This window comes from Ideonella paludis, from assembly GCF_018069865.1.
Classification (GTDB): Bacteria; Pseudomonadota; Gammaproteobacteria; order Burkholderiales; family Burkholderiaceae_C; genus Ideonella; species Ideonella paludis.
The window spans coordinates 88543-113118 of the sequence record NZ_JAGQDG010000005.1 but is presented as its reverse complement, the minus strand read 5'-3'; the positions used below and the strand labels follow the sequence as shown (position 1 = coordinate 113118).

The 24576-nt window shown below is 66.1% G+C and carries 24 protein-coding genes; 13 read left to right on the top strand and 11 right to left on the bottom strand.

Annotation, left to right across the window (positions count from 1 at the left end; genetic code table 11):
• The first annotated feature begins 65 nt into the window (after window positions 1–65).
• Together KAK11_RS13735 and KAK11_RS13730 are read left to right on the top strand one after the other, a co-directional pair.
• Window positions 66–671: a methylamine utilization protein gene (locus KAK11_RS13735; RefSeq protein WP_210809755.1), complete on the top strand. Its 606-nt coding sequence runs from the start codon at window positions 66–68 to the stop codon at window positions 669–671.
• On the top strand, window positions 668–3004 hold the full coding sequence (locus KAK11_RS13730; RefSeq protein ID WP_210809754.1) for a putative bifunctional diguanylate cyclase/phosphodiesterase: 2337 nt from the start codon (window positions 668–670) through the stop codon (window positions 3002–3004). The genes KAK11_RS13735 and KAK11_RS13730 overlap by 4 nt, the downstream gene beginning before the upstream one ends.
• Here the strand turns inward: KAK11_RS13730 and KAK11_RS13725 are convergent, their stop codons facing one another.
• A complete protein-coding gene (locus KAK11_RS13725; protein ID WP_210809753.1) occupies window positions 3005–4012 on the bottom strand; it encodes an SLAC1 anion channel family protein in 1008 nt (335 codons plus the stop codon). It lies immediately after the preceding gene.
• 95 nt (window positions 4013–4107) lie between these two features.
• Between KAK11_RS13725 and KAK11_RS13720 the strand changes: the two genes are divergently transcribed.
• Window positions 4108–4521 (top strand): DsrE family protein, encoded by a 414-nt coding sequence (locus KAK11_RS13720; RefSeq protein ID WP_210809752.1) that lies wholly within the window; start codon window positions 4108–4110, stop codon window positions 4519–4521.
• Window positions 4522–4533: 12 nt separating this feature from the next.
• On the opposite strand, the gene KAK11_RS13715 is transcribed toward KAK11_RS13720, so the two are convergent.
• On the bottom strand, window positions 4534–5877 hold the full coding sequence (locus KAK11_RS13715; protein WP_210809751.1) for a DUF3422 family protein: 1344 nt from the start codon (window positions 5875–5877) through the stop codon (window positions 4534–4536).
• 191 nt (window positions 5878–6068) lie between these two features.
• Between KAK11_RS13715 and KAK11_RS13710 the strand changes: the two genes are divergently transcribed.
• Both KAK11_RS13710 and KAK11_RS13705 read left to right on the top strand, forming a co-directional pair.
• On the top strand, window positions 6069–6875 hold the full coding sequence (locus KAK11_RS13710) for an ABC transporter substrate-binding protein (protein WP_210809750.1): 807 nt from the start codon (window positions 6069–6071) through the stop codon (window positions 6873–6875).
• Window positions 6872–9394: a cache domain-containing sensor histidine kinase gene (locus KAK11_RS13705; protein WP_210809749.1), complete on the top strand. Its 2523-nt coding sequence runs from the start codon at window positions 6872–6874 to the stop codon at window positions 9392–9394. Before KAK11_RS13710 ends, KAK11_RS13705 begins: the two co-directional genes overlap by 4 nt.
• A 28-nt stretch (window positions 9395–9422) precedes the next feature.
• Here KAK11_RS13705 and KAK11_RS13700 read toward each other — a convergent pair whose 3' ends face one another.
• Window positions 9423–10922 (bottom strand): methyl-accepting chemotaxis protein, encoded by a 1500-nt coding sequence (locus KAK11_RS13700; protein WP_210809747.1) that lies wholly within the window; start codon window positions 10920–10922, stop codon window positions 9423–9425.
• Between the two features lie 178 nt (window positions 10923–11100).
• Here KAK11_RS13700 and KAK11_RS13695 point away from each other — a divergent pair, with 178 nt between their 5' ends.
• Window positions 11101–11463 (top strand): response regulator transcription factor, encoded by a 363-nt coding sequence (locus tag KAK11_RS13695; protein WP_210809746.1) that lies wholly within the window; start codon window positions 11101–11103, stop codon window positions 11461–11463.
• 10 nt (window positions 11464–11473) lie between these two features.
• Here the strand turns inward: KAK11_RS13695 and KAK11_RS13690 are convergent, their stop codons facing one another.
• The gene (locus KAK11_RS13690; protein WP_210809745.1) at window positions 11474–11764 is read right to left on the bottom strand and encodes a metal-sensing transcriptional repressor; all 291 of its coding nucleotides are present in this window, start codon (window positions 11762–11764) and stop codon (window positions 11474–11476) included.
• Window positions 11765–12051: 287 nt separating this feature from the next.
• Window positions 12052–12948, bottom strand: a complete 897-nt coding sequence (locus tag KAK11_RS13685) for a LysR family transcriptional regulator (protein WP_210809744.1) — start codon at window positions 12946–12948, stop codon at window positions 12052–12054.
• 99 nt (window positions 12949–13047) lie between these two features.
• Between KAK11_RS13685 and KAK11_RS13680 the strand changes: the two genes are divergently transcribed.
• The 5 genes from KAK11_RS13680 to KAK11_RS13660 are packed head-to-tail and all read left to right on the top strand — an operon-like array spanning window position 13048 to window position 17246.
• Window positions 13048–13818: a type 1 glutamine amidotransferase domain-containing protein gene (locus KAK11_RS13680; RefSeq protein ID WP_210809743.1), complete on the top strand. Its 771-nt coding sequence runs from the start codon at window positions 13048–13050 to the stop codon at window positions 13816–13818.
• A 43-nt stretch (window positions 13819–13861) separates the two neighbouring features.
• Window positions 13862–14677 carry a type 1 glutamine amidotransferase domain-containing protein gene (locus tag KAK11_RS13675; protein ID WP_210809742.1) on the top strand — a complete coding sequence of 272 codons (816 nt, stop codon included), beginning with the start codon at window positions 13862–13864 and terminating at the stop codon, window positions 14675–14677.
• A gap of 15 nt (window positions 14678–14692) precedes the next feature.
• The gene (locus KAK11_RS13670; protein ID WP_210809741.1) at window positions 14693–15328 is read left to right on the top strand and encodes an NADPH-dependent F420 reductase; all 636 of its coding nucleotides are present in this window, start codon (window positions 14693–14695) and stop codon (window positions 15326–15328) included.
• Between the two features lie 17 nt (window positions 15329–15345).
• Window positions 15346–16206, top strand: coding sequence for an SDR family oxidoreductase (locus KAK11_RS13665; RefSeq protein ID WP_210809740.1), 861 nt, complete (start codon window positions 15346–15348; stop codon window positions 16204–16206).
• A gap of 47 nt (window positions 16207–16253) precedes the next feature.
• Complete coding sequence (locus KAK11_RS13660) at window positions 16254–17246, top strand: low temperature requirement protein A (protein WP_210809738.1); 993 nt, start codon at window positions 16254–16256, stop codon at window positions 17244–17246.
• Between the two features lie 33 nt (window positions 17247–17279).
• Here the strand turns inward: KAK11_RS13660 and KAK11_RS13655 are convergent, their stop codons facing one another.
• Window positions 17280–17699 carry an Ig domain-containing protein gene (locus KAK11_RS13655; RefSeq protein WP_210809737.1) on the bottom strand — a complete coding sequence of 140 codons (420 nt, stop codon included), beginning with the start codon at window positions 17697–17699 and terminating at the stop codon, window positions 17280–17282.
• A gap of 42 nt (window positions 17700–17741) precedes the next feature.
• Window positions 17742–18236 carry a single-stranded DNA-binding protein gene (locus KAK11_RS13650; RefSeq protein WP_210809736.1) on the bottom strand — a complete coding sequence of 165 codons (495 nt, stop codon included), beginning with the start codon at window positions 18234–18236 and terminating at the stop codon, window positions 17742–17744.
• Between the two features lie 184 nt (window positions 18237–18420).
• Between KAK11_RS13650 and KAK11_RS13645 the strand changes: the two genes are divergently transcribed.
• The gene (locus KAK11_RS13645) at window positions 18421–18861 is read left to right on the top strand and encodes a hypothetical protein (protein ID WP_210809735.1); all 441 of its coding nucleotides are present in this window, start codon (window positions 18421–18423) and stop codon (window positions 18859–18861) included.
• A gap of 13 nt (window positions 18862–18874) precedes the next feature.
• On the opposite strand, the gene KAK11_RS13640 is transcribed toward KAK11_RS13645, so the two are convergent.
• Window positions 18875–21076, bottom strand: a complete 2202-nt coding sequence (locus KAK11_RS13640; RefSeq protein ID WP_210809734.1) for a prolyl oligopeptidase family serine peptidase — start codon at window positions 21074–21076, stop codon at window positions 18875–18877.
• A gap of 135 nt (window positions 21077–21211) precedes the next feature.
• Between KAK11_RS13640 and KAK11_RS13635 the strand changes: the two genes are divergently transcribed.
• Window positions 21212–22651, top strand: coding sequence for a M20/M25/M40 family metallo-hydrolase (locus tag KAK11_RS13635; RefSeq protein ID WP_210809733.1), 1440 nt, complete (start codon window positions 21212–21214; stop codon window positions 22649–22651).
• 285 nt (window positions 22652–22936) lie between these two features.
• On the opposite strand, the gene KAK11_RS13630 is transcribed toward KAK11_RS13635, so the two are convergent.
• The 3 genes from KAK11_RS13630 to KAK11_RS13620 all read right to left on the bottom strand — a co-directional run bounded on the left by KAK11_RS13630 (window position 22937) and on the right by KAK11_RS13620 (window position 24543).
• Window positions 22937–23455 (bottom strand): hypothetical protein, encoded by a 519-nt coding sequence (locus KAK11_RS13630; protein WP_210809732.1) that lies wholly within the window; start codon window positions 23453–23455, stop codon window positions 22937–22939.
• A gap of 71 nt (window positions 23456–23526) precedes the next feature.
• Window positions 23527–23958: a hypothetical protein gene (locus KAK11_RS13625; protein WP_210809730.1), complete on the bottom strand. Its 432-nt coding sequence runs from the start codon at window positions 23956–23958 to the stop codon at window positions 23527–23529.
• Window positions 23959–24090: 132 nt separating this feature from the next.
• Entirely contained in the window at window positions 24091–24543 is a 453-nt protein-coding gene (locus tag KAK11_RS13620; protein ID WP_210809729.1) for an ankyrin repeat domain-containing protein, read from the bottom strand.
• Window positions 24544–24576: the final 33 nt, after the last annotated feature.

Here is a 24576-nt window from a genome sequence, read left to right as displayed (position 1 = left end):
AGCTCCCCCACCCAACAGCCGAAAAGCGGTGATCGACGGGCCTCTCCTCCTTCACTGGTTTTCCCATGGCGCTTCCACCTTTGCTCAAAACCTTGGCCAGCCTGTGCTGTGCCGGGGTGGCGCTGTCTGCCACGGCGGGCAGCGTCAGCGTCACCGTGCGCGGCCAGCAGGGCCAGCCCCTGGTGGATGCGGTGTTGATGCTGGAGCCCCTCGGCGCCAAAGCGCCGGTCAAACCCATGGCCGAGGTGGAGATTGGCCAGCGCCAGCGGCGCTTTGAGCCCTTGGTCAGTGTGGTGACGGCGGGGACGGCCGTGAGTTTTCCGAACCGTGACACGGTGCGCCATCACGTGTATTCCTTCTCGCCGGCCAAGAAGTTCGAGATCAAGCTCTATGTGGGCAAGCCTGAAAAGCCCATCCTCTTTGAGCGCAGCGGTGTGGTGGTCTTGGGCTGCAACATCCATGACCAAATGGTGGGCTGGGTGGTGGTGACCGACACGCCCTGGTGGGCCAAGACGGCCGCACCCGGCACCGCCCGCTGGGACGAGGTGCCCAACGGCGCCTACCAATTGCGGGCCTGGCACCCCAGCCTGCCCGCAGGTTCGCAAGGGCTGCTCAAGCCGGTGACGGTGAACGGCAGTGAGCAGATCACCCTGGACTTGCCGGCCTCATGAAACACCGCCCTATCTACAGTGGCTTGGCAGGCCGGATCTTGGGCCTGTTCCTGGCCCTGATGCTGGTGGTGCAAAGCCTGGGCTTTTTGAGCATCCGCCACAGCATCGAGGCCAATGCGCGGGCGCTGCTGGAAGATGAGCTGGAAGTGGGCGAGCGCGTGCTGCAACGGCTCTTGGCGCAAAGCGCGCAGCAGTTGCAGCAAGGCGCGGCGCTGCTGGCCGCCGACTATGGCTTTCGTGCGGCGGTCAACTCCGAAGACAGCGCCACCATCCAAGACGCGTTGGCCAACCAGTCCGGCCGCATTGGCGCCACGCTGGCCGCTTGGCTGGGGCCGGACCTCCAAGTGCGGGCCGTCAGCGGCGGCGATGAGGCGCTGCGACAAGCCTTGGGCCAACTGCCGCGTCAAGCCGATGGCAGCCCGCAGCTCAGCCAGTGGCTGCTGGTCGATCAACAGGCCTACCAAGTGGTGACCGTGCCGATGAAGGCGCCGCTGTTGGTGGGCTGGGTGGTGATGGGCTTTCCGCTGACCGACGCAGCCCCCAAGGACTTGCATGGCTTGTCCGACCTGCACATGGCCTGGCTGAAGATCAGCCCCTCACAAACCCGTGTCGTGGCCAGCAGCCTGCCCGGCCTGTCTGCCAGCAACTTGGCCCAATGGCCGCTGGGTGCGGGGCAGGCCCAGGTGGCTGGCGTGGCGGTGCAAAGCCATGCCGTGTCGTGGCTCAAAACGCCCGAGGGCGAGCTGCGTGCCGTGCTGTGGCGCTCGGTGGACGCCGCGGTGGCCCCCTACCGCCGCCTGCAGTGGCTGCTGCTAGGCATCACGCTGCTGGGCTTGTGCGTGTTGGTGGCCGGCAGCGTGTGGACGGCACGGCGCGTCACCCGCCCTCTGCAAGCCTTGGTGGACGCCAGTCGCCGCGTTGGCGAAGGCGACTTCAAAACCCCGATCGCGCTGCCCCAAGCCGACGACGAGGTCACCGAGCTGGCCCAAGCCTTTGAGCAAATGCGTGGCAACGTGGACGCACGCAATGAAGCCATCCGCAGCTTGGCCTTCACCGACACCCTGACCGGCCTGCCCAACCGGGCGCGCTTCAGCGAGGCCTTGCAAGAGGCCTTGGATGAAGGCGGTCTGCCCGCCGCCGTGCTGCTGCTGAACCTGGACCGGCTGCAGCAGGTCAACAACAACCTGGGCTATGACAGCGGCAACCAAGTGCTGGTGCAAGTGGCTGAGCGCCTACAAAGCGTGGCCACCCCACGCAGGGGCCTGGTGGCGCGCTTCAGTGCCGACGACTTTGCGCTGCTGCTGCCCCATGCGGGCGTGGCAGAGGCCGAGCAAGCCGCCGCCGAGATCCATGAGGCCCTGGTGCCGCCGCTGCTGCTCAACGAGCACCCGGTGGATGTCAGCGCCGGCATTGGCATGGCCACCTACCCGGCCCATGGCGAAACGCCCGCAGTGCTGCTGAGCCACGCCGAGATGGCCATGCATGCGGCCAAACAGCGCAAGCTGGGCAGCCTGGTCTACAGCCCGGAGCTGAATGCCAGCAGCGCCCAGACTTTGTCTTTGCTGGGCGAGTTGCGCCGCGCCGTGCGCGAGGGCGAGCTGCGCTTGTTTGTGCAGCCCAAGCTGGCCGTGGGCAGCGGGCGCATCGTGGGCGGCGAGGCCCTGGTGCGCTGGCAACACCCGCAGCGCGGCATGGTGCCGCCGATGCAGTTCATCCCCTTTGCCGAGGACACGGGCTTCATCCACACCCTGACACTCTGGGTGGTGGAAGAGGCCGCCCGCATCGTGGCGGCATGGCGCACCCAGGGCTTTGAGGGGCGGCTGTCGATCAACCTCTCCACCCATGACATTGCCAAGCCCGACTTGCTGGACCAACTCGACGCCCGCTCGGCGGCTGCGGGTGTGCCGCCGAGTGCGCTGTGCTTGGAGATCACCGAGAGCGCCATCATGAGCGACCCGCAGCGCGCGGTGCAAACGCTGCAGGCCCTGCAAGCGCGGGGCTACAAGCTGTCCATCGACGACTTCGGCACGGGCTACAGCTCCTACGCCACGCTCAAGACCTTGCCGGTGCATGAGCTGAAAATCGACATGTCCTTTGTGCGGGCCATGGAGCGCGAGCCCAAGGACGCGATGATCGTGCGCTCCATCGTTGAGCTGGGCCATAACCTCGGCTTGAGTGTCGTGGCCGAAGGCGTAGAGAACGCCACCGTGCTGGAGCGCCTGCACGCCATGGGCTGCGATGAGGCCCAAGGCTGGCACATTGGCAAGCCCATGCCCGCCGCAGAATTGGACGCCTGGCTGCAGCAGCGCCAGACCGCTGCCACACCCGGCTGATCAGCCCGCAGGCGCGGCCACCGGCACGATGGCGGCCACCGGCTCGGGCGCCAGCAAGGTGCCCGCACGCAGGCCGCGCCAAGTGGCCATCAACAGGCTCAAGATCACCAGCGTGCTCAGCGCCAGCAGCAGCGGGCCCAGCACCGCCAACGCGCTACCCGGTGTGGCCAAGCGCAGCGTCAGCGCCGTCAGCGCCGTCAGCGGAAAGCTCACGCCCCAATGCGGCAGCGCAAAAGGCAGGGCGCGCAGGCGCGGCGCCAGGCTGGCCACCCACGCTGCGACAAACAGCGCCATGCCCCACAACAGCCAGCCGCCCTGGGCGGGTGCGCCCAGTTGCAGCACCGCCAAGCCCACCACGGCGGGTGGCGCGATAAAGATGAAGTTCATGGGCAGGAGGCGATCCGGCCAAGCGCCCTGCACCAGGATGCGGGCCATCAGCAGCGTCCAGACCACGGGCCAGAACAGCACGCCCACGCCCAACTGGGCCGTTGCCCACAGCTCATGCCCCAGCGGCACACCGCCCAGCGGTGCCAGCACATTGCCCACGATAGGGATGAACAAAGCGGGCGTCACCGCCGGCCACTGCAAGCCGCCTTGCGCTTTAGGCTGCCACCAACGTGCCAGCACCCAAAAGGTGACACCCAACTGCCCCACCGAGCCCACCCACCACAGGCCGGCCGCCACCGCGCTGGGGCCAAACAGCGCCACGCCCACGGTGGCCAAGAGCATCAGTGAGATGGGCAAGGTGGCCACAAAGGCGTGCCGCACCGGATGGCGCAGGTCTTCTTGCCAGGCCTCGGGGTGGCGCTGCAGGCGCAGCAAGGTGCCCGCTGCCAAGACGATGAAGATCAGGGCCGCCAACGCACCCAAGACCAGCGCGATGCCGCTGGCCATCTCGCCCATCAGGCCTTCGGCGCGGTGCCAGGCCAGCGAGAGGCCGGCCACGCCCATCACCATGGTGAACCAGCCGGGATGCAGAAACTTCAAAGGGGCATTGGAGGAGGTCATGAGCGCCTGGGGGAAATCAAGGACAAGATAACAGGTGCGGATGATGCATCATCCAAGACTTATAGAGATTGACCTCACTCACCCCGGAGTTTTCCATGAGCGTGAAATCCATTGTGCTGGCCGGTGTGCTGGCCGCCACCTGCAGCCTGAGCTTCGCCCAAGACAAGGTGGTGTATCACATCAATGACGCAGCCAGCCAAGCCTTGTCGGGCCTGCGCAATCTGCGCAACCACCTGGACGTGGACCCCAGCGCCAAGATCACCGTGGTGAGCCATGGCGAGGGCGTGGACTTTTTGATGGAAGGCGCCAAAGACCGCAATGGCAATGCCTATGACGCCTTGGTCTCGGCCTTGGTGGCGCGGGGCGTGAGCTTTGAGGTCTGCGAGATCACCCTGAAGAACCGCAGCCTCAAGAAGGAGCAGTTCATTCAAGAGGCCAACTTCACCCCCTCGGGTGTGGTGCGGATTGCGCGGCTGCAAACCCAGGGCTTTGGCTACATCAAGCCCTGAGTGTGCGCTCGGTCAGTGCCCGCCTGAGGAGCCATGCAGGCGCGCATGCACGCGCTGCGTGGCCTTCCACACCGCCCACAGCACCAGCGGAATGGAGGCGCCGGCCAGCATCTCGGGGTTGAGCGGCAGGCCCGCTGCCTTGGCGGCCTTGCCGCCATAGAGCACGAGGCTGATGACGTAATAGCTGATGGCCGCAATGGAGAGGCCCTCCACCGTGGTTTGCAGGCTGAGCTGCAGGTCTTGGCCGCGGGTCAGCTTGGCCAGCAACTGCTGGTTTTGATGCTCGGTGGCAATGTCCACCCGCGTGCGCAGCAGGCTGCTGGCGCGCTCAATGCGGGCCGACAGCGCATTCAGGCGCTGCGCCGTGGCCGCCACGGTGGCCATGGCGGGTGAGAGCCGCCGCTGCATGAACTCGCCCAAGGTCTGGGTGCCTGGGATGGCTTTTTCGCGCATCTCGGCGATGCGCTGGCGCACCAAGCCGTCATAGGCCAGGGTGGCCGAGAAGCGGTACATGGACTCGGCCGTGGCCCGCTCCACCTTGGCCGCGACACTGATCAGGGTATCCAACAAGACCTGCTCCGACTCCTGGTGCGCGTCCAGGCGGGCCGTGACATCGGCCAGCGCCCGCTCGGCCTCGGCCAGCGGCGCGGCCAAGCTCTTGGCCACCGGCAGGCCACGCAAGGCCATCAGCCGGTAAATCTCCATCTCCAGCAGGCGCTGGGAGACGCGGCCCGCACGGGTCTCGGTGGTGCCCGGCGGCATCACCAGCACCATGCGCTCAAAGCCATCGTCGCGCAGCTTGAACTTGGTCACCGCCAGCGAGTGCCCATGGCCCATCAACGACGCCACCACGGTGCCGCCGCCCAGCCAGCGCTGGGCCAAGGCCAAGGCGGCCGGTGCATCGTCCAAGGAGTGCTCCACCAAGGCGGTTTGCACGGCCGCCATGGTGCGGCCCGGGATGCCGGCCAGCCAGTCGGTGCCCACCAACATGCCACTGAGCAGGTCCGGCTCCTCGGCCCCCAAGCCCGTGCCTTCGGGCAGCGGCTGCACCAGAACATAGCGGGTGTACTCGCTGTGGCGCTCCCACTTCAGGGTGCGGCCCCCCAGGCGCAGGCGCAAGAAGTTGCCCTGCAAAGCCTCCAGCACCAGCCCGTCTTGGCCGGGCAGGCGGCGCAGGTGGGCCCATTCCTGCTCACGGCTGACGGCGTCGTTCAGCACCACCACCAGCACTACCAAAGCGGGCAAGCGGATACGGGCCGGGGGGCGGGCATGGACCTCGTTGTGTAACTCGGTGCGTTGCTCATCCATCGTCGGCAGGCAAGGTGTGCGGGCGTGGGCAGGCGTGGTGTTGGGCATGGCAAAACCTCAGAGACTTTGGCCTCAAGTATCAAGGACAGCGCGCGCCAGCCGATGACCATCTACCACCCAAGCCTGAAAACCCGTCGCCCCTGTTGCCAGCAAGCACTTGCAACGTCTCTTCCCCTGCTTGCCAAGACTCAGCACAATCCGGCCCGCTGTGCCGCTTTCAGCCTCTTCAAGGACTCTCCATGCGCCTACTCGCCCTTGCTGCAAAAACCTCTGCCCTCGGGCTCCTGATCATCGGGCTCGCCCCCAGCGCCAGTGTGGCCGCAGAGGTCGCTGACCGCGTCGCCACCAGCAAAACCGTCAAGGTCTGCATCTGGCCCGATTACTACGGCATCACCTTGCGCAACCCCCGCACCCAGCAACTCACCGGCATCGACATCGAGCTCTCCACCGAGTTCGCCAAAGACCTGGGCGCCAAAGTCCAGTATGTGGACTCCTCCTTTGCCAAGCTGGTCGAGGATGTGACCACCGACAAGTGCGATGTGGCCATGTTTGCGGTGGGCGTCTTGCCCGCACGGGCCAAGGTGCTGCGCTTCAGCCAGCCCTATCTGCAAAGCGACATTTATGGCGTGACCACCCGCTCTAACCGCACCGTCAAGCAATGGAGCGACATCGACAAGCCTGGCGTGCTGGTGGCCGTGCAGGCCGGCACCTTCATGGAGCCGGTGATGACCGACGCCTTGAAGCAAGCCAAGATGGTGGTGGTCAAACCCCCGCAGACGCGCGAACAAGAGCTGGAGGCCGGCCGCGTGGATGTCTTCATGACCGACTACCCCTACAGCCGCCGCTTGCTGGATAACGCCGACTGGGCCAAGCTGATCTCGCCGCCCACGCCCTTTTTTGTGCTGCCCTATGCCTATGCGGTGAAGCCGGGCGACGACGCCTGGCTGAAGAAAGTGGACGACTTTGTCGCGCGCATCAAGAAAGACGGGCGTCTGGACGCTGCGGCCAAGCGGGCCGGCTTGAGTGAGATTGTGGTCAAGAAATGACAGACTCGGCCAAGCGCGCCGTCTTGCCTGAGTGGCTGACTGAGCGCGCCGCCTGGTGGGCGGGCTTCTCCCTGCTGGCCTGCATGTTGATGGCCTTGGCGGCCTTCATGGTCATCGAGCTCAAGGGGATGGAGCAGCAGGCGCTGGACCGCACGGCCTTGAACGCCAGGGCGCTGGAAGACCATGCCAACCGCGCTTTCAACACGGTGGATGTGGTATTGGGCGCGGTGCAGGACACCATTGCCCAAGACACCGCCACCCATGCTGGCCGCCTGCAAGGCGAACACGACCTGCACCTGACCCATGCCGAAGGACTGGGCCAAACCATGGCCACCTTGCTGCAAGGCCTGCCCTTTGTGCGCAGCTTGTCGGTGGTGAACCCACAAGGCAAGGTCACCGCCAGCTCGCTGCCGGCCAATGTGGGCGCGCAAGTCGATTTGGCCGCTTTGGGCACAGCCGAGCGCCCCAACGGCGGTGTGGTGCCCCGCTTGCTGGCCGGGCGAGACCTGGGCCAGTGGGCGCTGGACCGCGCCACCGGCACCCCTCCGCAGAACAACCAGAGCTTCATGCCGGTGCTGCTGCGGCTCAGCGGTGACGCCGCGACCGCGCCCTGGCTGGTGGCCACCATCAACCCTGACTACTTTGCCAACCAGCACGCACTGACCTTGGACAACGAGCGGGCCGTGGGCGCACTGCTGGCTTTTGACGGCGTGCTGCTGACCGGCACCTCGGCCCTGCGGGCCGAGCCGGGTCAGTCCATGCACACGCACATTGCCTTCCAGCAGTTTTTGCCTGATCGCGAGAGCGGCAACCTGATCGACAAAGGGCTGGACGGCCAAGCCGCCGTGCTGGCCTTCCGCAGCCTGCGCCGGCAGCCCTTGGTGGTCATGGTGGAGCAGCCCTACGACCAAGCCATCGCCGACATTTGGCCGCTGGCCCAAGCCGCATGTTTAGGCGCCTTGGTGGCCAGTGTGGTGATCTTGGGGCTGGCCTCGCTGGCGGCCCGCAGCCTGCGCAGCCATGAGCATGTCACCCTGGCGCTGCACAGCGCGAATGAGCGGGTGGCCGACAGCGAACGCGAGCTGCGCGTGCTCATTGAGGGCGTGCGCGAGTGGATCTTCCGCACCGATGCCTCAGGGCGGCTCACCTATGTGAACCCACGCTGGCAGCAAATCACCCAAAGGCCAGACGCTGAAGCGCTGGGCGTGCCGCTGCAGCGTCTGATGGTGGAGCGCGACCGCGCTGCCGTCGATCAGCTCATTGCCCATGCCGCTCGTGGGCCGCAAAGCCCCTTGCCGGTGGAGCTGAGCACGGCCTCTGGTGTTGGCTTACCGATGGAGTTGAGCCTCTCGGCCTTGCATGGGCCAGACGGCAGCCTGCAGGGCTTCGCCGGCTTTGGCGCCGATGTCTCGGCCCGTGAGAGCGCCCGCCGCCGCCTGCAAGCGCAACTCGACTTCACCGCCCAGCTGATTGAGGCCACGCCCACACCGATCTTCGTCAAGGATGACCAAGGCCGCCTGGTGATGGTGAACAAAGCATGGACGGAGCTGACCGGCCTGTGCCTGCTGGGCCAGGCCGCAGGCCAAGGCGGTGAGCCGGCCGAGACCGAGGCCGAGCTCGCTGCCTTGAATGCCGGCGAGGTGGTCCGCAAGGAGGGGATTCACCGCCGCAGCGATGGCGCGCTGCGCCACACCATCACCACCAAGGTCAGCTTCACCCAAGTCGATGGCACACCGGCAGGAGTGATTGGCAACATCGTCGACGTCACCGAGTTCCGCGAGGCCGAGCGTGCCACGCGCCTGGCGCGCGACGCGGCCGAGAACTCCAACCGCGTCAAGAGCGAGTTCATTGCCAATATGTCGCACGAGCTGCGCACACCGCTGCAGTCCATCATTGGCTTCTCTGAGCTGGGCGTGAAGTACAGCCAGGAGCACGCGCGCCTGCACACCATGTTCGACCGCATCCACGTGGGCGGGCAACGCATGTTGGCCCTGGTGAACGACCTGCTCGATGTGGCCAAGCTCGACGGCGATGCCCAAGGCATGCAGTTGGCCAGCACCGATCTTTCGCTGCAGGTGCAAGAAGTCCTGGCCGAGTTTGAGCCGCTGGCAGGGCCCCGCGGCGTGAGCTTTACCTGGGAGCAGGGGGCCGCGGTGGCGCCCATGCAGCTCGATGCCTTCCGCATCCAACAAGTCTTGCGCAATGTGATTGCCAACGCGCTGCGCTTCTCGCCCGATGGTGGCGTGATCCGCCTGGTGCTCAGCAGCCAGGCCCAAACGGTGCAGCTCACGGTCAGCGACCAAGGCCCCGGCATTCCGGAGGATGAGCGCGAGCACATTTTTGAGCCCTTCGTGCAGTCCAGCCGCACCAAGGACGGCTCCGGCGGCACGGGCTTAGGGCTGACGATTTGCCGCCGCATCATGCAGGCGCATGGCGGCTGGATTCAGGCGGCCAACAACCCGCAAGGCGGGGCGCTCATCACGCTGGCTTGGCCGCTCAACAGCGCCGCTGCCGGCTGACCGCCTCAGCCCGTCAAGACGGGCAAGCTCAGAAGAAATCCACCACCGCCGGCGCGGGTGCCGCCACCTTGGCGGCAGCGCGTGGCGGGGGCGCCATGGGCGCCGACATGGCGCTGACAGGCACCGGCGGCGGCATGGTGTGGGAGATTCGAAAGGCCGCCAGCACTTGGCTCAGGCCGCCCGCATGTTGGGCCAAGGTGCGCGAGGCCTCATCCGCCCGCTCCGCCACTGCGACGTTCTGCCGCGTCAGCTCGTCCAGGTCCTTCACGGCCTGAGTCACCGCCTCAATGCTGTTGGCATGTTCATCGGTGTCGGCCGACAAGCTTCGGAAGACATTGCCCGCTCGCTGCACCGCCTCGACCAAGTGCTGCATGTTGTCGCCGGCTGAATCGGCCAAGTGATTGCCCTGCTCCACGGTCTGCAGCGAGTCCGCGATCAGGCCCTTGATTTCTTTGGCCGCGTCCGAGGCCCGCATGGCCAGCGACCTCACCTCGGAGGCCACCACCGCAAAGCCGCGGCCTTGCTCACCGGCTCGGGCGGCCTCAACGGCTGCATTCAAGGCCAGGATATTGGTCTGAAAGGCAATGCCGTCAATCACCGCAATGATGTCGGTGATGCGGCGCGCCGATTGGTCAATGTGGCGCATCTGCCCGACCATCTGGTCAATGATCTTGCCGGCACCCGAGGCCAACTCCGAGGCCGCGTCGGCATGGGCTCGCGCTTCCAGCGCTGCCTCGGCACTGGACTTCACGATGACCGTGATTTGCTCCAACACCATCGCGGCATCCCGCAGGCCATTGGCGCTGCTCTCGGTGCGCTGCATCAACTCGGTCCCACTGTCTTTGAGCACATCGGAGACCCCGTGCACCCCCTGCGTAGAGGCCTCGACTTGGCGCAGCGCATCGGCCATGCGGTCTTGGACATGCTTCAGGCGCTGGCCGAGCTGAGATTCGGCGCGCACGGCGTCGAAGTTCAGGCGGATCGGGCCGTCACTGCCCATGGCCTTGACCAGGAACTCAATGTCAAAGCGCTCGCGGTCTCGCCGCCCGCCCACCCAAGCCACATAGACCAAATAGGCCGTCTGCGATGCCACGACCACCACGGCCAGGCTCAGTGCAGCACCATTCATGCCGGGACTTAAACCCCACTGGGACAAGGTCATCAGGTGCGCCGTCATCAGCACGCCTGCAGCCGCAATCAGCGGCCAAGCCCGATACACCGGCAGCACCGACAGGGTCAACATCATGAGCAGCACATACTCGGCCCGGCCCCCCGCCAACACCACAGGGGCTGCACTCAGGGCGGTGGCCAGCAGTGCCAACACCCAGCGCAGCCAAGTGTCTCCCGCCCAGCGGTAGGCCAGCAGCGGCGTCACCAGCAGCACTGCGCCCATCGTCAGCTGCGTGGCCCCTGCGAGCGGCCCATCGAAGGTCAACGCCACGCAAAGCGCACCCAAGGCAATGGACAGCACCACCATGGTGTAGTCCATGCGGCGCAAGGTACTGGCAGGAAGCAAGGTGGTGGGCATAAGGGTTCGCAGTCTTCGGCAAGTTCTCGCAATATCGCGCGAACCACCACCGCGCAAAGGCTGCAACATCAGCCCATTCGCCCCCTGTTTCTGCTTATCAGCGCTGTAGCGGCGGCCTAAAGTGCGCGTCAGCGGGTGGCTGCGGCTGTCGCTGCGGAGCCATCATCTGGGAGCGCCCATGAAACGTGTGTTGATCGTTGACGACCAAGCCGATATCCGAGAATTGGTTCGGATGACCCTGGAGCTGCAAGACTATGACTTGCACGAAGCCGCCAATGGCGAAGACGGGGTCAAGCAAGCCCAAGCCCTGACCCCGGACTTGGTGCTGATGGACGTGATGATGCCCGGTGCCATTGACGGCATCGAGGCTTGCCGGCGCATTCGCAACGACCCGCGCCTGAAACGCAGCAAGGTCGTGATCCTCAGTGCCAAGGCTCGGCCGGAAGACCGCGCCACCGGCTTGGCCGCCGGTGCGACAGACTATCTGGTCAAGCCTTTCAGCCCTCGCGAGCTGCTGCAACTGGCGGCCAGGTTGGCCTAGTGCCCAGGGCTTAGCGCACCTTAGACAACAAGGACTGGACTTCGTCCATCACCTCGGCGAGCTGCTTGCGGCCGCGGGCGTTGTCGTTGACCTTCCCGGCCAACTCTTGCTCCATGACGCAGACGGTCATGCGCACATAGGTGCTGTCCAACGCCTTGCGAACAGCCGACATCTGCCCTGCAATGTCGAAAGCAGTTTCACCACCTTCGATCATGCGTTGAATGCCCCGCAGCTGCCCTTCGGCACGCTTGAGGCGGTTCAGCAAGTCGGTCCGGCTCTTCTCGTGTTGCAGTACTGCCATGATCAAGCTCTCTTAACTAAGATCAAGCCATATTAGACGAGATTTGTATCTCAATCTATAACATCTTTGTCACTACAAATCTGGAAAGCCGCAAAAACAAGGAAAAGTCCCGCAAAGCCACTTATGTCCGATGGACAAGCACAGCGGCCTGCGGCATCTGAGGCGGGCGTGTCGAGCGCTCTAGCCCCCGTCCCAGCTCGGCTCGGCACCATAGCGGCATTCCTGCGGCGGTTGGCCGCACCCAGGCGCCTGTCTGGACGGACGGCGTCCTTCAGCGGCACGACCGGTCACGGCGGCGTCACGCCCTTGAACGACGTGAGAGCCAGCTCCACAAAGGCCCTGACCTTGGGGGCCAGAAACCGTGCACTGGCGAACACCGCACTCACCGGCACCTCGGGCGGCACCCAGCCCGGCAGCACACCACGCAGTAACCCTGCGGCCACCAGCGGCTCGCCAATCAGCTGCGGCAGCAGCGCAACGCCCAAGCCCGCAGCCGCCGCATCGCGCACCGCGAAACTGCTGCTGGCCCTGAACCGCGCCTGGATCAGCGGCACGCGGCTGGTGTCCCCGTCGCGGGATAGCACCCAGGCTGTGGTGGCACTGCCCGGCGCAAACACCAGCAACTCATGCCGGGAAAGCTCCTCCGGCGTGCGGGGCACGCCGCGCTGCTGCAAATAGGCAGGCGCCGCATACAGCGCATAGCTCAGGCTGCCCAGGCGCCGGGCCGTGAGCGTGGAGTCGGGCAGATGGCCAACCCGGATCGCCAGGTCAAAGCCCTCGTGCACCACATCGACGATGCGGCCCGTGATCTCGGCCTCCACCTTCATCTGGGGGTAGCGCGCCAAGTAGTCGTGGATCCAGCCGCTGACGGCCAACATGCCGAACTCCACCCCACAGGTCAGCCGCAGCGTGCCGCGCGGCTCGGCCTGGGACTGCTCCACCGCCTGGCGGGCATCGTCCACCGCCGCCAAGATGGCCACACCGCGCTCGTGGAACTCCCGGCCCACCTCGGTCAAGGACAGCGAGCGCGTGCTGCGCTCCAGCAGGCGCGCCCCCAACTCGCGCTCCAACTGGCTCACCACCCGCGACAAGTGCGCCTTGTGCGTGCCTAGCGCGTCTGCGGCACGGGTGAAGCTGCCGGTCTGCACCACCTTGATGAAGGCCTGAAGGGCTTGCAAGTCCATTGTTGTCTCCTTTGGTAACACATGGTGCCATAGACAGATATTTATCAATTCTCAGGCAAATGACAAAGTGCGGGCATCGCTGATCCAAGGAGCCTCTTCATGAGCCTGCAAGACACCAACCCCGTCAACCCCCGCGCCCCTAAACGCGTGGCCATCGTCATCGCCAACCCGGCGGTCTCCAGCACCACCGGCTGGCCGGTGGGCTTTTGGTGGAGCGAGCTGACCCACCCCTACCTGGCCTTCCACGAAGCGGGCTATGAGGTGGAGGTGTTCAGCCCGGACGGTGGCGCCTGCCAGGCCGACGGCATGAGCGACCCCAACGACGCCAGCGGCTACAGCCAAAGCGACCTCATCAGCCAAGGCTTCATCCACACGCCCGCACTCAAGGCCCTGGTCGAGAACACCCGGCCGGTGGCCGAGATCGCGCTGGACCGCTTCGACGCCCTCGTCGTGGCGGGTGGCCAGGCCCCCATGTTCACGTTCGAGCGGGCCACCGAGCTGCATGCCAAGTTCGCCGCCTTCTTTGAGGCCGGCAAAGTGGCCGCCGCCTTGTGCCACGGCGTGGCAGTGCTGGCCTATGCCAAGACTCGCAGCGGCGAGTTCATCGCCAAAGGCCGCACCGTGACCGGCTTTGCCAATGTGGAAGAAGACTTCGCCGACAACGCCGTGTGGAGCTACGGCCTGCTGCCCCGCGACCAGCACGTCATGCCGTGGCGCATTGAAGACAAGCTGCGCGAGATCGGCGCCAACTATGTGCAGGCCGGCCTGTGGCGCAGCTTTGCCGTGCGCGACGGCAACCTGATCACCGGCCAGCAAAACTTCTCCGGTGCCGAGACCGCGCGCCTGGTGATCGAGGCCCTGGGCCGCTGAGCGCCCTGGCAGACCCACCCCCTTCTTTTCTGCTTGCTACACCATGAACAAACGTCAATTCCTCTCTCTCGCAGCCAGCGCTTTAGCGGCCACCACGGTGCTGAGCACCACAGCCTCTGCCGCCGAAGGCCCCGCCCCCAAAGGCCGTGTGCTGCTGGTCGCCGCCAATATGAGCAAAGCGGGCAATGGCTGGCCGGTCGGCGTCTGGGCGGCTGAAATCAGCCACCCTTATGACGAGCTGGTGCATGCGGGCTATGCCGTGGACATCGTCAGCCCCGAGGGCGGCGACCTCTTCATCGACCCCTACTCCGACCCTCGCCACGAGAGCGGCTATTCAGCCCAAGACATCGTCAGCCTGGGCTTCCTGACCTCGCCCAAGACATCAGCCCTGCTCAAAGGCACGCGCGCCTTGGCATCGGTCAAGGTCGGCGACTATGACGCGGTCATCGTCGCCGGTGGTCAAGCGCCCATGTTCACCTTCCGCAGCGACAAGGCCTTGCAAGCCTTGCTGGCGGCCTTTTACGAGGCCAAGAAGCCGACCGCCGCCTTGTGCCACGGTGTCGCCGCGCTGGTGGACACCAAGCTGGGCAACGGGCGCTACTTGATCGCCGGCAAAAAGGTCACCGGCTTCTCCTTGGCCGAGGATCAGTTCGTCGAGAAAGCCATTGGCGCCAAGCTGTTCGACTGGTACGTCGTGCCGGCCATGAAGGAGCGCGGCGCCCGCTATGTCCAAGGCGGCATGTGGGCCGACTTTGCCGTCGCAGACGGCCACCTCATCACCGGCCAGCAGCAGCACAGCGGCCGCAGCGTGGCGCGCCTGGTCATCGCCCAACTCTCACCACGCAAGTCCAAAGCCTGACCAGGGAGCAGCCCCATGAACATCACCTTCATCGGTTACGGCAATGTCGGCGCGCCCTTGGCCGACCACCTGCAGCGCCTGGGCCACCAGGTCACCCTCGCTGCGCGCGACCCCAACTCCGAGGCCGTGCGCCAAGCCCAGGCCCGCAACCCGGCCTTGCAAGCTCGGCCCATGGAGCAGGCTGTGCAGGAGGCCGATGTGGTCTTCCTGGCCACACCTTACAGCGTGAATGAGCAAGTCATCCCGCCTCTGGCCAATGCCTTGGCCGGCAAGGTGTTGGTGGACTGCACCAACCCGGTCGGCCCCGGGCTGAGCCACGGCCTGGCCAGCCAGCAAGCCGGCTCACAAGCCCTGCAAGCCCTGGCACCCCAAGCGCGGGTGGTCAAGGCCTTCACCATCTACGGCTATGAGAACTTCGAGAACAGCGCCTACCCCGGCTACAACGTGCTGCCCACCATGATGTACTGCGGCAACGACGCGCCCGCCAAGCAAACCGTTGCCGGCCTGATGGCCGCCCTGGGCTGGGCGCCCTTGGATGTGGGCGGGCTGGAGCAAGCCCTGCACCTGGAGCACATGACCCTGCTGTGGGTGCGCATGGTGCGGGTGATGGGCCACTCGCCAAACATGGTGTGGGCGGCCTTGACACGATGACTCGCCGAGCGACAGCCATGACACCACCGACCTTGCTGATCACCGGCGCCACTGGCCAAGTTGGCGGCGCGCTCTTACCCTTGCTGGCCCAGCACCCGGCTGGGCTGCTGGCGGGCAGCACTCAAGGCCACGCGGTGGCCGGGGTTCCCGGCCGCGCGGTGGACTTCACGCGGCCCGACACCCTGGCCCAAGCCTTCACTGGCGTGGAGATCGCCTTCATCGTCATCCCCTTGCACCCAGGCATGGTGGAGATGGCCAAGAACGTGGCGCGTGCCGCACAGGCGGCAGGGGTCAAGCACTTGGTTCGCATCTCTGGCGCGGGGGCCGACCCGCTCTCGCCGCTGGCCATCGCCCGCGCCCAAGGCCAGGTCGACCAAGCCCTGCAAGACAGCGGTGTGCCCTGCACATTCCTGCGGCCCAAAAACTTCATGCAGAACTTCAGCAGCTTCCAAGCCGGCATGATCCAGTCGGGTCGCTTCTATTCGTCGCACGGCGATGGCCGCGTGCCCTTTGTGGACGTGCGCGACATTGCCGCCGTGGCTGCCACCGTGCTCAAAGACCCCGCAGCCCATGCCCGCCAGGCCTATGTGTTGACCGGCCCCGAGGCCCTCACGTCCCAAGAGGCGGTGGCGGCCATTGCCAACGCCACCGGACGGCCCGTCACATGGGTCGCGATCCCTGAGGCTTCTGCGGTGCAGGCGATGCGTGAGATGGGCATGCCCGACTTCGCGGTCGATGTCATGTCCAGCCTGAACCAAGCCATTGCCGCAGGCCTGGTGGCCGAAGTGACAGACACCGTGCAGCAATTGACGGGCCAGCCACCACGCCGCTTTGAAGACTTTGTGCAGCAGCACCTCAGCGCCTGGCAGATGGCCTGATTGCGCCCGGAACACCCCCTGCATCTCACCCCGCCCACCAGAGCGCCATGTCCAAGGTCCCCGCCCACTTGCCGCCCCACGCCCACGGCCGCAAAGCCACCTGGTTCGAACTCTTCTTCGACCTGGTGTTTGTGGTGGCCGTGGCGCAGCTCTCCGGCGCCTACGCGCACCACTACACCTTGGGTGGGGCCGTGCAGTTCGCGCTGGCTTTCTTGGCCATGTGGTGGTGCTGGCTGGGCCACACCTTTTATGGCACGCGCTTTGACCAAGACCTGCCGCGCCAGCGCCTGCTGGGCTTTGCGCAGATCAGCGCGGTCTGCTTGATCGGCTACGGTGTCACGGCGCCATTGACCGAACGCGCCTGGGCCTTTGGCATCGGGCTGGCCGCCTTCAAGCTGCTGCTGGCAGGCGCCTACCAGACCGAGCGGCGTTGGCTGGGCGCTGCGGGCCTGATCCGGGCCTACAGCACGCTCTATGCAGTGCAAGCGGCCTTGTGGCTGGCCGGTGTCGCGTGGCCCGGCAGCGAGCGCTGGGCCTGCTGGTCCTTGGCCCTGGGGCTGGACTTGCTCTCGCCCTGGCTGGTGGCGCGCCACACGGCCGAAGTGCCGCCCCACCCCGAGCATCTGCCCGAACGCTTTGGCCTGTTCACCATCATCCTGCTGGGCGAAGGGATGGCCTCGGTGGTGCATGCGTTGGACCATGGCGAGCACCTCCACCTCTCTAGCGTGATCGCCGCCGGGCTGGGTGGGCTGCTGAGCTTTGCGCTGTGGCGGGCCTATTTCGACCGCGTGCGGGGCCATGGCGAGCGCCACATTGCGGACGCCGCCGCCGGCCGCCGCATGCGCCTCTGGGCCTACGGCCATGTGCCGCTCTACCTGGGCATTGCCAGCCTGGCCGCCGGCACCGTGGCCTTGTCCAGCCCCGACGCACTCACACTCCGCAGCGCGGCCATCTATGGCGCAGGCCTGCTGCTGGCGGTTTTGGGTTTGGGGCTGTTGGGGCGGGCCAAGACTACGCAGTCTGCGCCCGGAGATGGATGAAGGCGTGCTCAGCGCCCCGGCGAGCAGCGCCGGCTACCGCGGCTTTCGAGCGCTCAAGACATGCAGCACATAGCGCTGCCGAACAGGCTCACCGGCCCGGGCGTCTTGGGCGCTCAGCGTGAACACAAAGCGGCCAGGCTGTGTGGGATGCCCCGATAGCAGCCCCGTCGCATCCAGCGTCAGGCCTACATCGTCCAAGCGACCAGACTCCAGCACCACCGAGTAGGGCGGTTGGCCGCCCCTGATGAGCGCCTGTGCGTAGCGCTGCCCAACCACCGCCGAGGGCAAGCGGATGACGGCCGCTGGCGCGTCGGCTGGCGACACCTGTGGCGGGCCGTCTGATGCGCGGCCGGGCTGAGGCGCCAACACAGCAGCGCCCACCAGGGCCATCCAGGCCAGCGCGATGGCCGTGCTCTTTGGGGGGAGCCAATAAAAAGCCCCATCAGCAGTCACTGTGGGGCTTGGGTGCAGAGGGATCACCGGGCTGTTTGACGGTCAGAACGGGATGTCGTCATCCATGTCGTCAAAGCCGGTCGACGACTTGGGCGCAGGGCGGGGAGCCGGGGCTTCGCGGCGCGGGGCGGGGGCGGCGCGGGGCGCGGGGGCTTCGCGGCTGTAGCCTTCGTCGTCGCCACCGCCACCACCGCCGCCACCGTCACGGCCGCCCAGCAGTTGCATGGAGTCGGCGACGATCTCAGTGGTGTAGCGGTCTTGGCCTTCTTTGTCTTGCCACTTGCGGGTCTTCAGGCGGCCCTCGATGTAGACCGGGCGGCCTTTCTTCAGGTATTCGCCAGCGATCTCGGCCTGGCGGTCATAGAGGACCACCGAGTGCCATTCGGTTTCTTCCTGGCGCTCGCCGCTGTCGCGGCTCTTCCAGTTGCGGGTGGTGGCGATGCGCAGATTGCACACGGCGGCACCGTTGGGGGTGTAACGCACCTCGGGGTCGCGCCCCAGGTTGCCGAGGATGATGACTTTGTTGACGGATGCCATGGGCGCTCCCTGGGTCGGCTTCAAAAAAGGGGGCGCGGCAGCCTCAAACGGTTCAGGGCCGAAGCGCCGCGCGGCCCTGGATTGTGCCGCATGCCATGGCTTTGGGCGCTCCCCTCAGAGGGGCCAGCGCCCGCCCCCGAATTGGTGCCACACTTTGCCCATGGCCTGATCGATGGAGACTGCTATGCCTTCCCCCTTGCACCTGGCGCGCCCCGCCTTGTCGGGCCTCTTGCTGAGCTGCGCGATGCTCAGCGCCTGCGCGGCGCCCGCCAACAAGCCCGCGGCCAATGCCCCCGCCGCCGTGCCCGCCGGGGCAACGGCCTTGGCGCAGCAAGTGCGCGACGAGATTGGAGAAGCTGCCTGCACCAGCGACGCCCAATGCCGCACCATCGGTGTGGGCCACCGCGCCTGTGGCGGGCCGGAGGCCTGGCTGGCGTGGTCCACCAGCGCCAGCCATGAAGCCAAGCTCAAGCAACTGGTGGAGGCTTATGGCCAAGCCCGCAAGGCCGAGGTCGAGCGCTCGGGGATGATGTCCATTTGCGCCATGCTGCCGGACCCGGGCGCCCAGTGCGTGGCGCAACGTTGCACCCTCAAAACGCGCGGCGCCTCTCCGGCCGTGATGTAAGGCGCCCACGCTCCTAGCGCGGCACCAGCCCCAGCTGCGCCCTGAAGAAGCCCTGCACCAGGGCCAGGCCGCGCAGCTCTTGCGCCCGGGTGTGGCCCAGGCTGTGGCCCAACTGGTCGTCCACCCACAGCCACACTGGCTGGCCGCTGCGGCTGGCGGCCTGCAGGCGGGCGGCCGTCTTGGTGCTGTTCCACAGCGCCACACGCGGGTCGCTCATGCCGTGGGTGATGAGCACGGCCGGATAGGCCGCGCCGTCGCGGATGTGGTGGTAGGTGCTCATGGCCAGCAAGGCCTTGAAGTCGGCCTCGCGGCGCACGGTGCCGAACTCGGGCACATTGGTGGGCCCATAAGGCTCGCGCTCGGCGCTGACCATGTCCAGCGCGGCCGAAGAAAACACCACCGCGCCAAACAACTCCGGCTGCTCGGTCATGGCCCGCCCAGCCGCAATGCCCCCGGCGCTCACGCCCCACAGGCCGAGCTTGGCGGGTGAGGTCCAGCCCTGCTGCTGCAAAAAGCGCGCGCAGGCGATGGTGTCCAGCCAGGTGTTGGCCTTGGTGGCTTTGCGGCCGGCCTCATACCAGGCGTCGCCCTTGGCCCCCCCACCGCGCACATTGGCCACGGCATACACCCCACCAGCCTTGACCCACGAGGCCGCAAAGGCGCTGAAGTGCGGCTCCTCGGTGTGCCCATAGGCGCCGTAGGCCCACAGCACGGTGGGGTGGCTGCCGTCCAGCACCAAGCCCTTGCGGTGCACGATGGACATGGGCACCAAGGCGCCGTCATGGCTGGGCACCAGCACCTCGGTGGCCTGGGCGTCGGGCAGCGTGGCCAAAGGGCTGGTGGGCTGCCAGCCGGTGTTGCGCACGGCGCCATCAGCCCGCACCTCATAAAGCTGGCGCAGGTGCAGCCAGCCTTGCAGGTCCAGCACCAAGCCCGGCACCTGAGGGTGGCCCACGCTGGCCAAGCAGGCGTCGCTGCTCAACGCAAAGGCACCGTCAATCGGCAGGGCCACCTCCTGCACGGCGGCATCTGCACGATGGGCGCGCTTGGACAAGCGCTTGACGTTGCCGTCGCGGCTCTCGACATACAGGCCATCTTCAGCCACCGTCATGCCCATCACCACGCGCTCGCTGTGCGGCACCACCACCTGCGCATCGGCCAAGGCCGGCTTGGCGTGTTCGCTGCGCAAATCCACCGCCAAGATTTGGTAATTGGGCGCTTGCTGGCGGCTGCGCAGGTAGAGCCAGCCGTGGCCATAGGCGCTGCCCACCACGCGGTCTGCCGCATCGGCCAGCTTGCGCCACTGCGGGCGGCCCTCCAGCACCGACGCTGCCGGCGCCAGCCACAGCCCCACGTCTTGCTGGGTGCCGGTGTAAACCGTGGCCATGGCCCAGCGGCCGTCGTGGCTGAACTCCACCTCGGGCACATCCTCGGGCTTCACACGCACCCCCGCCACACCGGGACCAAAAATCTTGCGCGCCTGCTGCAAGGGTGCTCCCGGCTGCATCAGCCACACGGCCGAGTGGAGATAACGGTCTTGCGCCCGCGCTTGGGGCCCCGGCGCCTGCAAGCGCAACACGGCCAGGTGCTGGCCATCGGGCGTGAAGGACACCGCCCCCACCTCCGCCCGGTCGATGGCCGGGCCCACCACCTTGCCGCTGGCGGTGTCCATCACCCGCAAGGTCGCGTCTTCGGAGCCATCACGCGACAGCGCATAGGCCAGCCAGCGGCCGTCTAGCGAGGTCTGGAAGTAATTGAGCGCATACACCGGCCCGCGCTTGCGGCTCAAGGCCTCTGGGTCCACCAGCACCTTAGCCGGCGCCTCGCCCGCCGGCTGCACCACCAGCTTGAACTGCTCCTCGCCGGTCTGGCGGCGCAAGAACACCCGCTGGCCGTTGGGGAAGCGCCGCACATCCGTCACCCGCGCGGGCAGGTCGGCGTCTTGCTCCACCATCTGCCGCAAAACCTCGGCCTGCCCCGGCAGCGCGGCCAAGCTGGCTTGGGCCGCTTGGCTCTGCTGCGCCAGCCAGGCTTTGACGCGCGGGTTGCGCACTTGCTCCAGGCCGCGATAAGGGTCTGGCACCGCCACGCCAAAGTGCTTCTCGACCACCGGCCCCCATTGCAGCGGCGCGCTGGGGCTGGCTTGCACCGCCCAGGCCCACGCACACACGCCCCACACCAGCGCTTTGCAAACGCCTGCTCTCACCCCGTCCACAGCAAACCTCAAGTTGTTCTGGCCGCCCAAACCACTTGCGAGCGGCCGCAGAGATTAGCATTGGCCCACCAGCGCCCTCCCACGGGCAAACGCGCGCTTGCGGCGCGCCCCCCCAACTCAGAAGCCGGGTTTCCCATGACATTGCATCGTCGACACGTCCTTGCCGGGCTGGGTGCCCTGGCCACCCCCTTGCTCTCCCGCGCCCAAGGCGCCAGCAGCAGCCCCGCCCTCTCGGCGGCCGACCTGCGCCACGCCCAAGCCCTGCGCGAGCTGGGCCTGAAAGACAGCCTGGCCTATGCCCTGACCGAATCTTTGGTGACCGAAGTCGGCGCCCGGCCCGCAGGCTCGCCCGCCGATGCCCGCGCCGTGGCCTGGGCCCAAGCCCAGATGCAGCGCCTGGGCCTGGCCGCCGTGCGCGCCGAGCCGGTGAGCATGAAGGTCTGGCAGCGCGGCCCCTTGAACGTGATGCTCACCAGCCCCGTGCCCCACCCGCTGACCGCCCTGGCCCTGGGCAACAGCATTGGCACCGCGCCTGAAGGGCTGGATGCTGAAGTGGCCTATTACCCCGACCTGGCCGCGCTGAAGGCCGACACCAGCGAGCGCCCCAAAGGCCGCATCGTCTTTGTGGACCAGCGCATGAGCCGCAGCCGCGACGGCAGCGGCTACGGCCTGGCCGTGATGGCCCGCATTGGCGGCGCGGTGGAAGCCGCCCGCCGAGGCGCAGTGGCCGTGGTGATCCGCTCCATTGGCACCGACCGCGACCGCCTGGCCCACACCGGCGCCATGCGCTATGACAAACAAGTGGCCATGATCCCGGCACTGGCTGTCTCCGTGCCCGACGCCGAGCTGATCGCCCGCTTGCACCAACGCAGCCTGCAGCCCGACGGCCAGCCCCTGCGCATGCGGCTGAACATGCGTAACGTCAGCCATGTGGAGGCGACCTCGCACAACGTGCTGGGCGAGATCCCCGGCACCGACTTGGCCCATGAGATCGTGATGCTCTCGGCCCACCTCGACTCTTGGGACGTGGGCCAAGGCGCGGTGGACGATGGCGCCGGCGTGGGCATTGTGCTGGCCGCAGCCAAGACCCTGCTGCAAGGCAGCCAGCGCCCCCGCCGCACCGTGCGCGTGGTGCTGTTTGCCAATGAAGAAAACGGTTTTGACGGCGCCCTGGCTTATGGCGAAGCCCATGCCCGCGAAACACACCAAATGTTGAGCGAGTCCGACTTTGGCGCGGGCCAGCCCTGGCGCCTGCGCAGCCGCGTGCGCGACGAGGCTTTACCCGTCATCCAAACCCTGGCCGAGCTGTTGGCCCCGCTGGGCATTGCCCGCCCAGAGACCCAAGCCAACCAAGGCAGCCCCGGCCCCGACGCCGCCTTTTTGATGCGCAAATACGGCTGGCCCGGCCTGGAGCTGACGCAAGACGGTACCCGCTACTTTGATGTGCACCACACCGAGAACGACACCCTGGAACAAGTGGACCCAGCGACCTTGCCGGTGAATGTGGCGGCGTGGGCGACTACAGCGTGGGTGGCGGCGCAATCTCCGGTGGGGTGGGGGCCGATTCAGGTTTAAGCCGCGCCGGTACTGCTGCCCGGCAGAACAGTGATTGAGCAGCCCATGGCGGGGTATGCATCAACCACTTGGGAGGGCCGCCGCACCGTTGGACGACTGGTTTGCAGCGATTGCAGTCAGCCGGGGCTTTGGGGTGAACGCACGCTCAGCGCTACAAAGCGGTCATCGCCGTAGGCGATAGCATCAACGTTTTAGTTAACCGGCATGCGACAGAGTGACGAAGCCGGGCAAAATGAAATGGAGCCCGGCGTCGGAACGCCGGAGCATGTCCGGTTGAACGATGGGTTAGGCGCCGGATTGAAAGTGCTTGAGCTCAAGTCTTAGCTCCATTGCATCAAAATCCGCAATCCATAAGGTAAAGCCGTCCTTGTCTACGGCCTCAACTTCGAATCGGCGCTCGGTCGACGTTGGCTGGTAAACATGTACAACTGTTCCGACATCACCGACCTGGGGCACCCGCTCTACCGTCGCAGTCCCACCGTATATGCGAGCCACTTGATGAAGTGCCACCACGCGAACAACGTCGAGTTCTTCAATCGGCAGCGATTGCAAGGTCTGCCGAACAAGCCCAAACGCACGATGCTTAACGCTCTGTGAGAGCGAAGCACTAGTAGCTAGGCATTGCAACTCTTTAAGGATTGCTTGGCTTATGGGTGCACCTTGCTCCAACCAGCCGAGCGCCAACCCAACCCAATACTCAGTCGGCCATTGAAGGCCCGCCAACAGGATATGAGAAGCATCCATCGTACCGCTGTAAGCCGGATACGGTTCTTCCAGCGCTGTCACGATGGACGGTTGATTCATTTGAGGCGCCTAACGTTCGACGTAATGGGCGGCCCGCCTGCGGGACGTCCCCTTGACGGAGGGGTTAGGCGTCACGCTCGACCACCTCTCGCCGGAGCGTGCCGAAGCACAGGAAAGGCTTGAATGTATTGCTCATGCTTCCGTGCGTAGAAGTCGTCACCTCCTTTGAGGCGAGGAAGCTGCTCGAGATCGAGGAAGGCGTGGACAGCCCTGCTCTTTTCGATCACCACGTCAACGGTGAGGTGCTCGGTTGAATGCTCGCTCATGAGGCGCTCTCCAAGGGCTGACATGGCCCGAACGGACTCAAGATCTAGCGTGATTTGATTTCGAACGTACCCACCGAAAAGCTTGCGCGTGAGAGCAAAGAAGTCGGCGCTAGCCGTCATTCCACCGGGCGTGTTGTGAAGCTCGCAATTGACGAACACACATTCAAACTGCCCAGGAGCCTGCTTGAGAAGCTTGGCAGGAAGATCGGTCGGCAATGAAAGTGGCGACGGGCTCATTTGACGCCTAACGTTCGAGCTGAGCCGCGCACGCCGGCATGGCGCTTGGCCCGCTGGACGGATGATGACCTAAGCCGGGAAGCTGGCCAAGTGCCATGACGGTGGGCGTCGGTTCCAGCGAGGGGTTAGGCGTCACTTTCGTTGCTTCCGAGAGCCAGGGTTCGGCTCGGTAGGCTTGTAGAGCTCAATGAGCGCGGCGATCTTGACTCCGTCTGAATCTTTCCGCTGATGTGCTCGTGTTCGGGCCGTTTGCTGCATCCAGCCAGCAATGTCCGGGTCGGCTCTATGTGTGAGGAGTAGTTCGACCAACTCAGGGTAGTCGCGCTGGGCGGCCAGCGATAGCGCGGTCTCCCCGATCATGTCTTCGTCGTGCAGGTTCACATTCGCGTGATGCTCCAGCAGCCACTGGACTACCTTGTAATGCTCACCTTCGACGGCATAGTGCAGTGCACTCTTGCCGATTTCGTCCATCAGGTTGACATCGAACCCCTCCGACGCGAGGCGCTGAACCGAAGTCAGGTCACCGTCCTGCGCAGCTCGAATGAGTTGCTCAGCTTCGAACCAGTCTTCGCGTATGCGGGGCATCCGTGACTCCTAACGCCCAGGTTAACCGGCGCC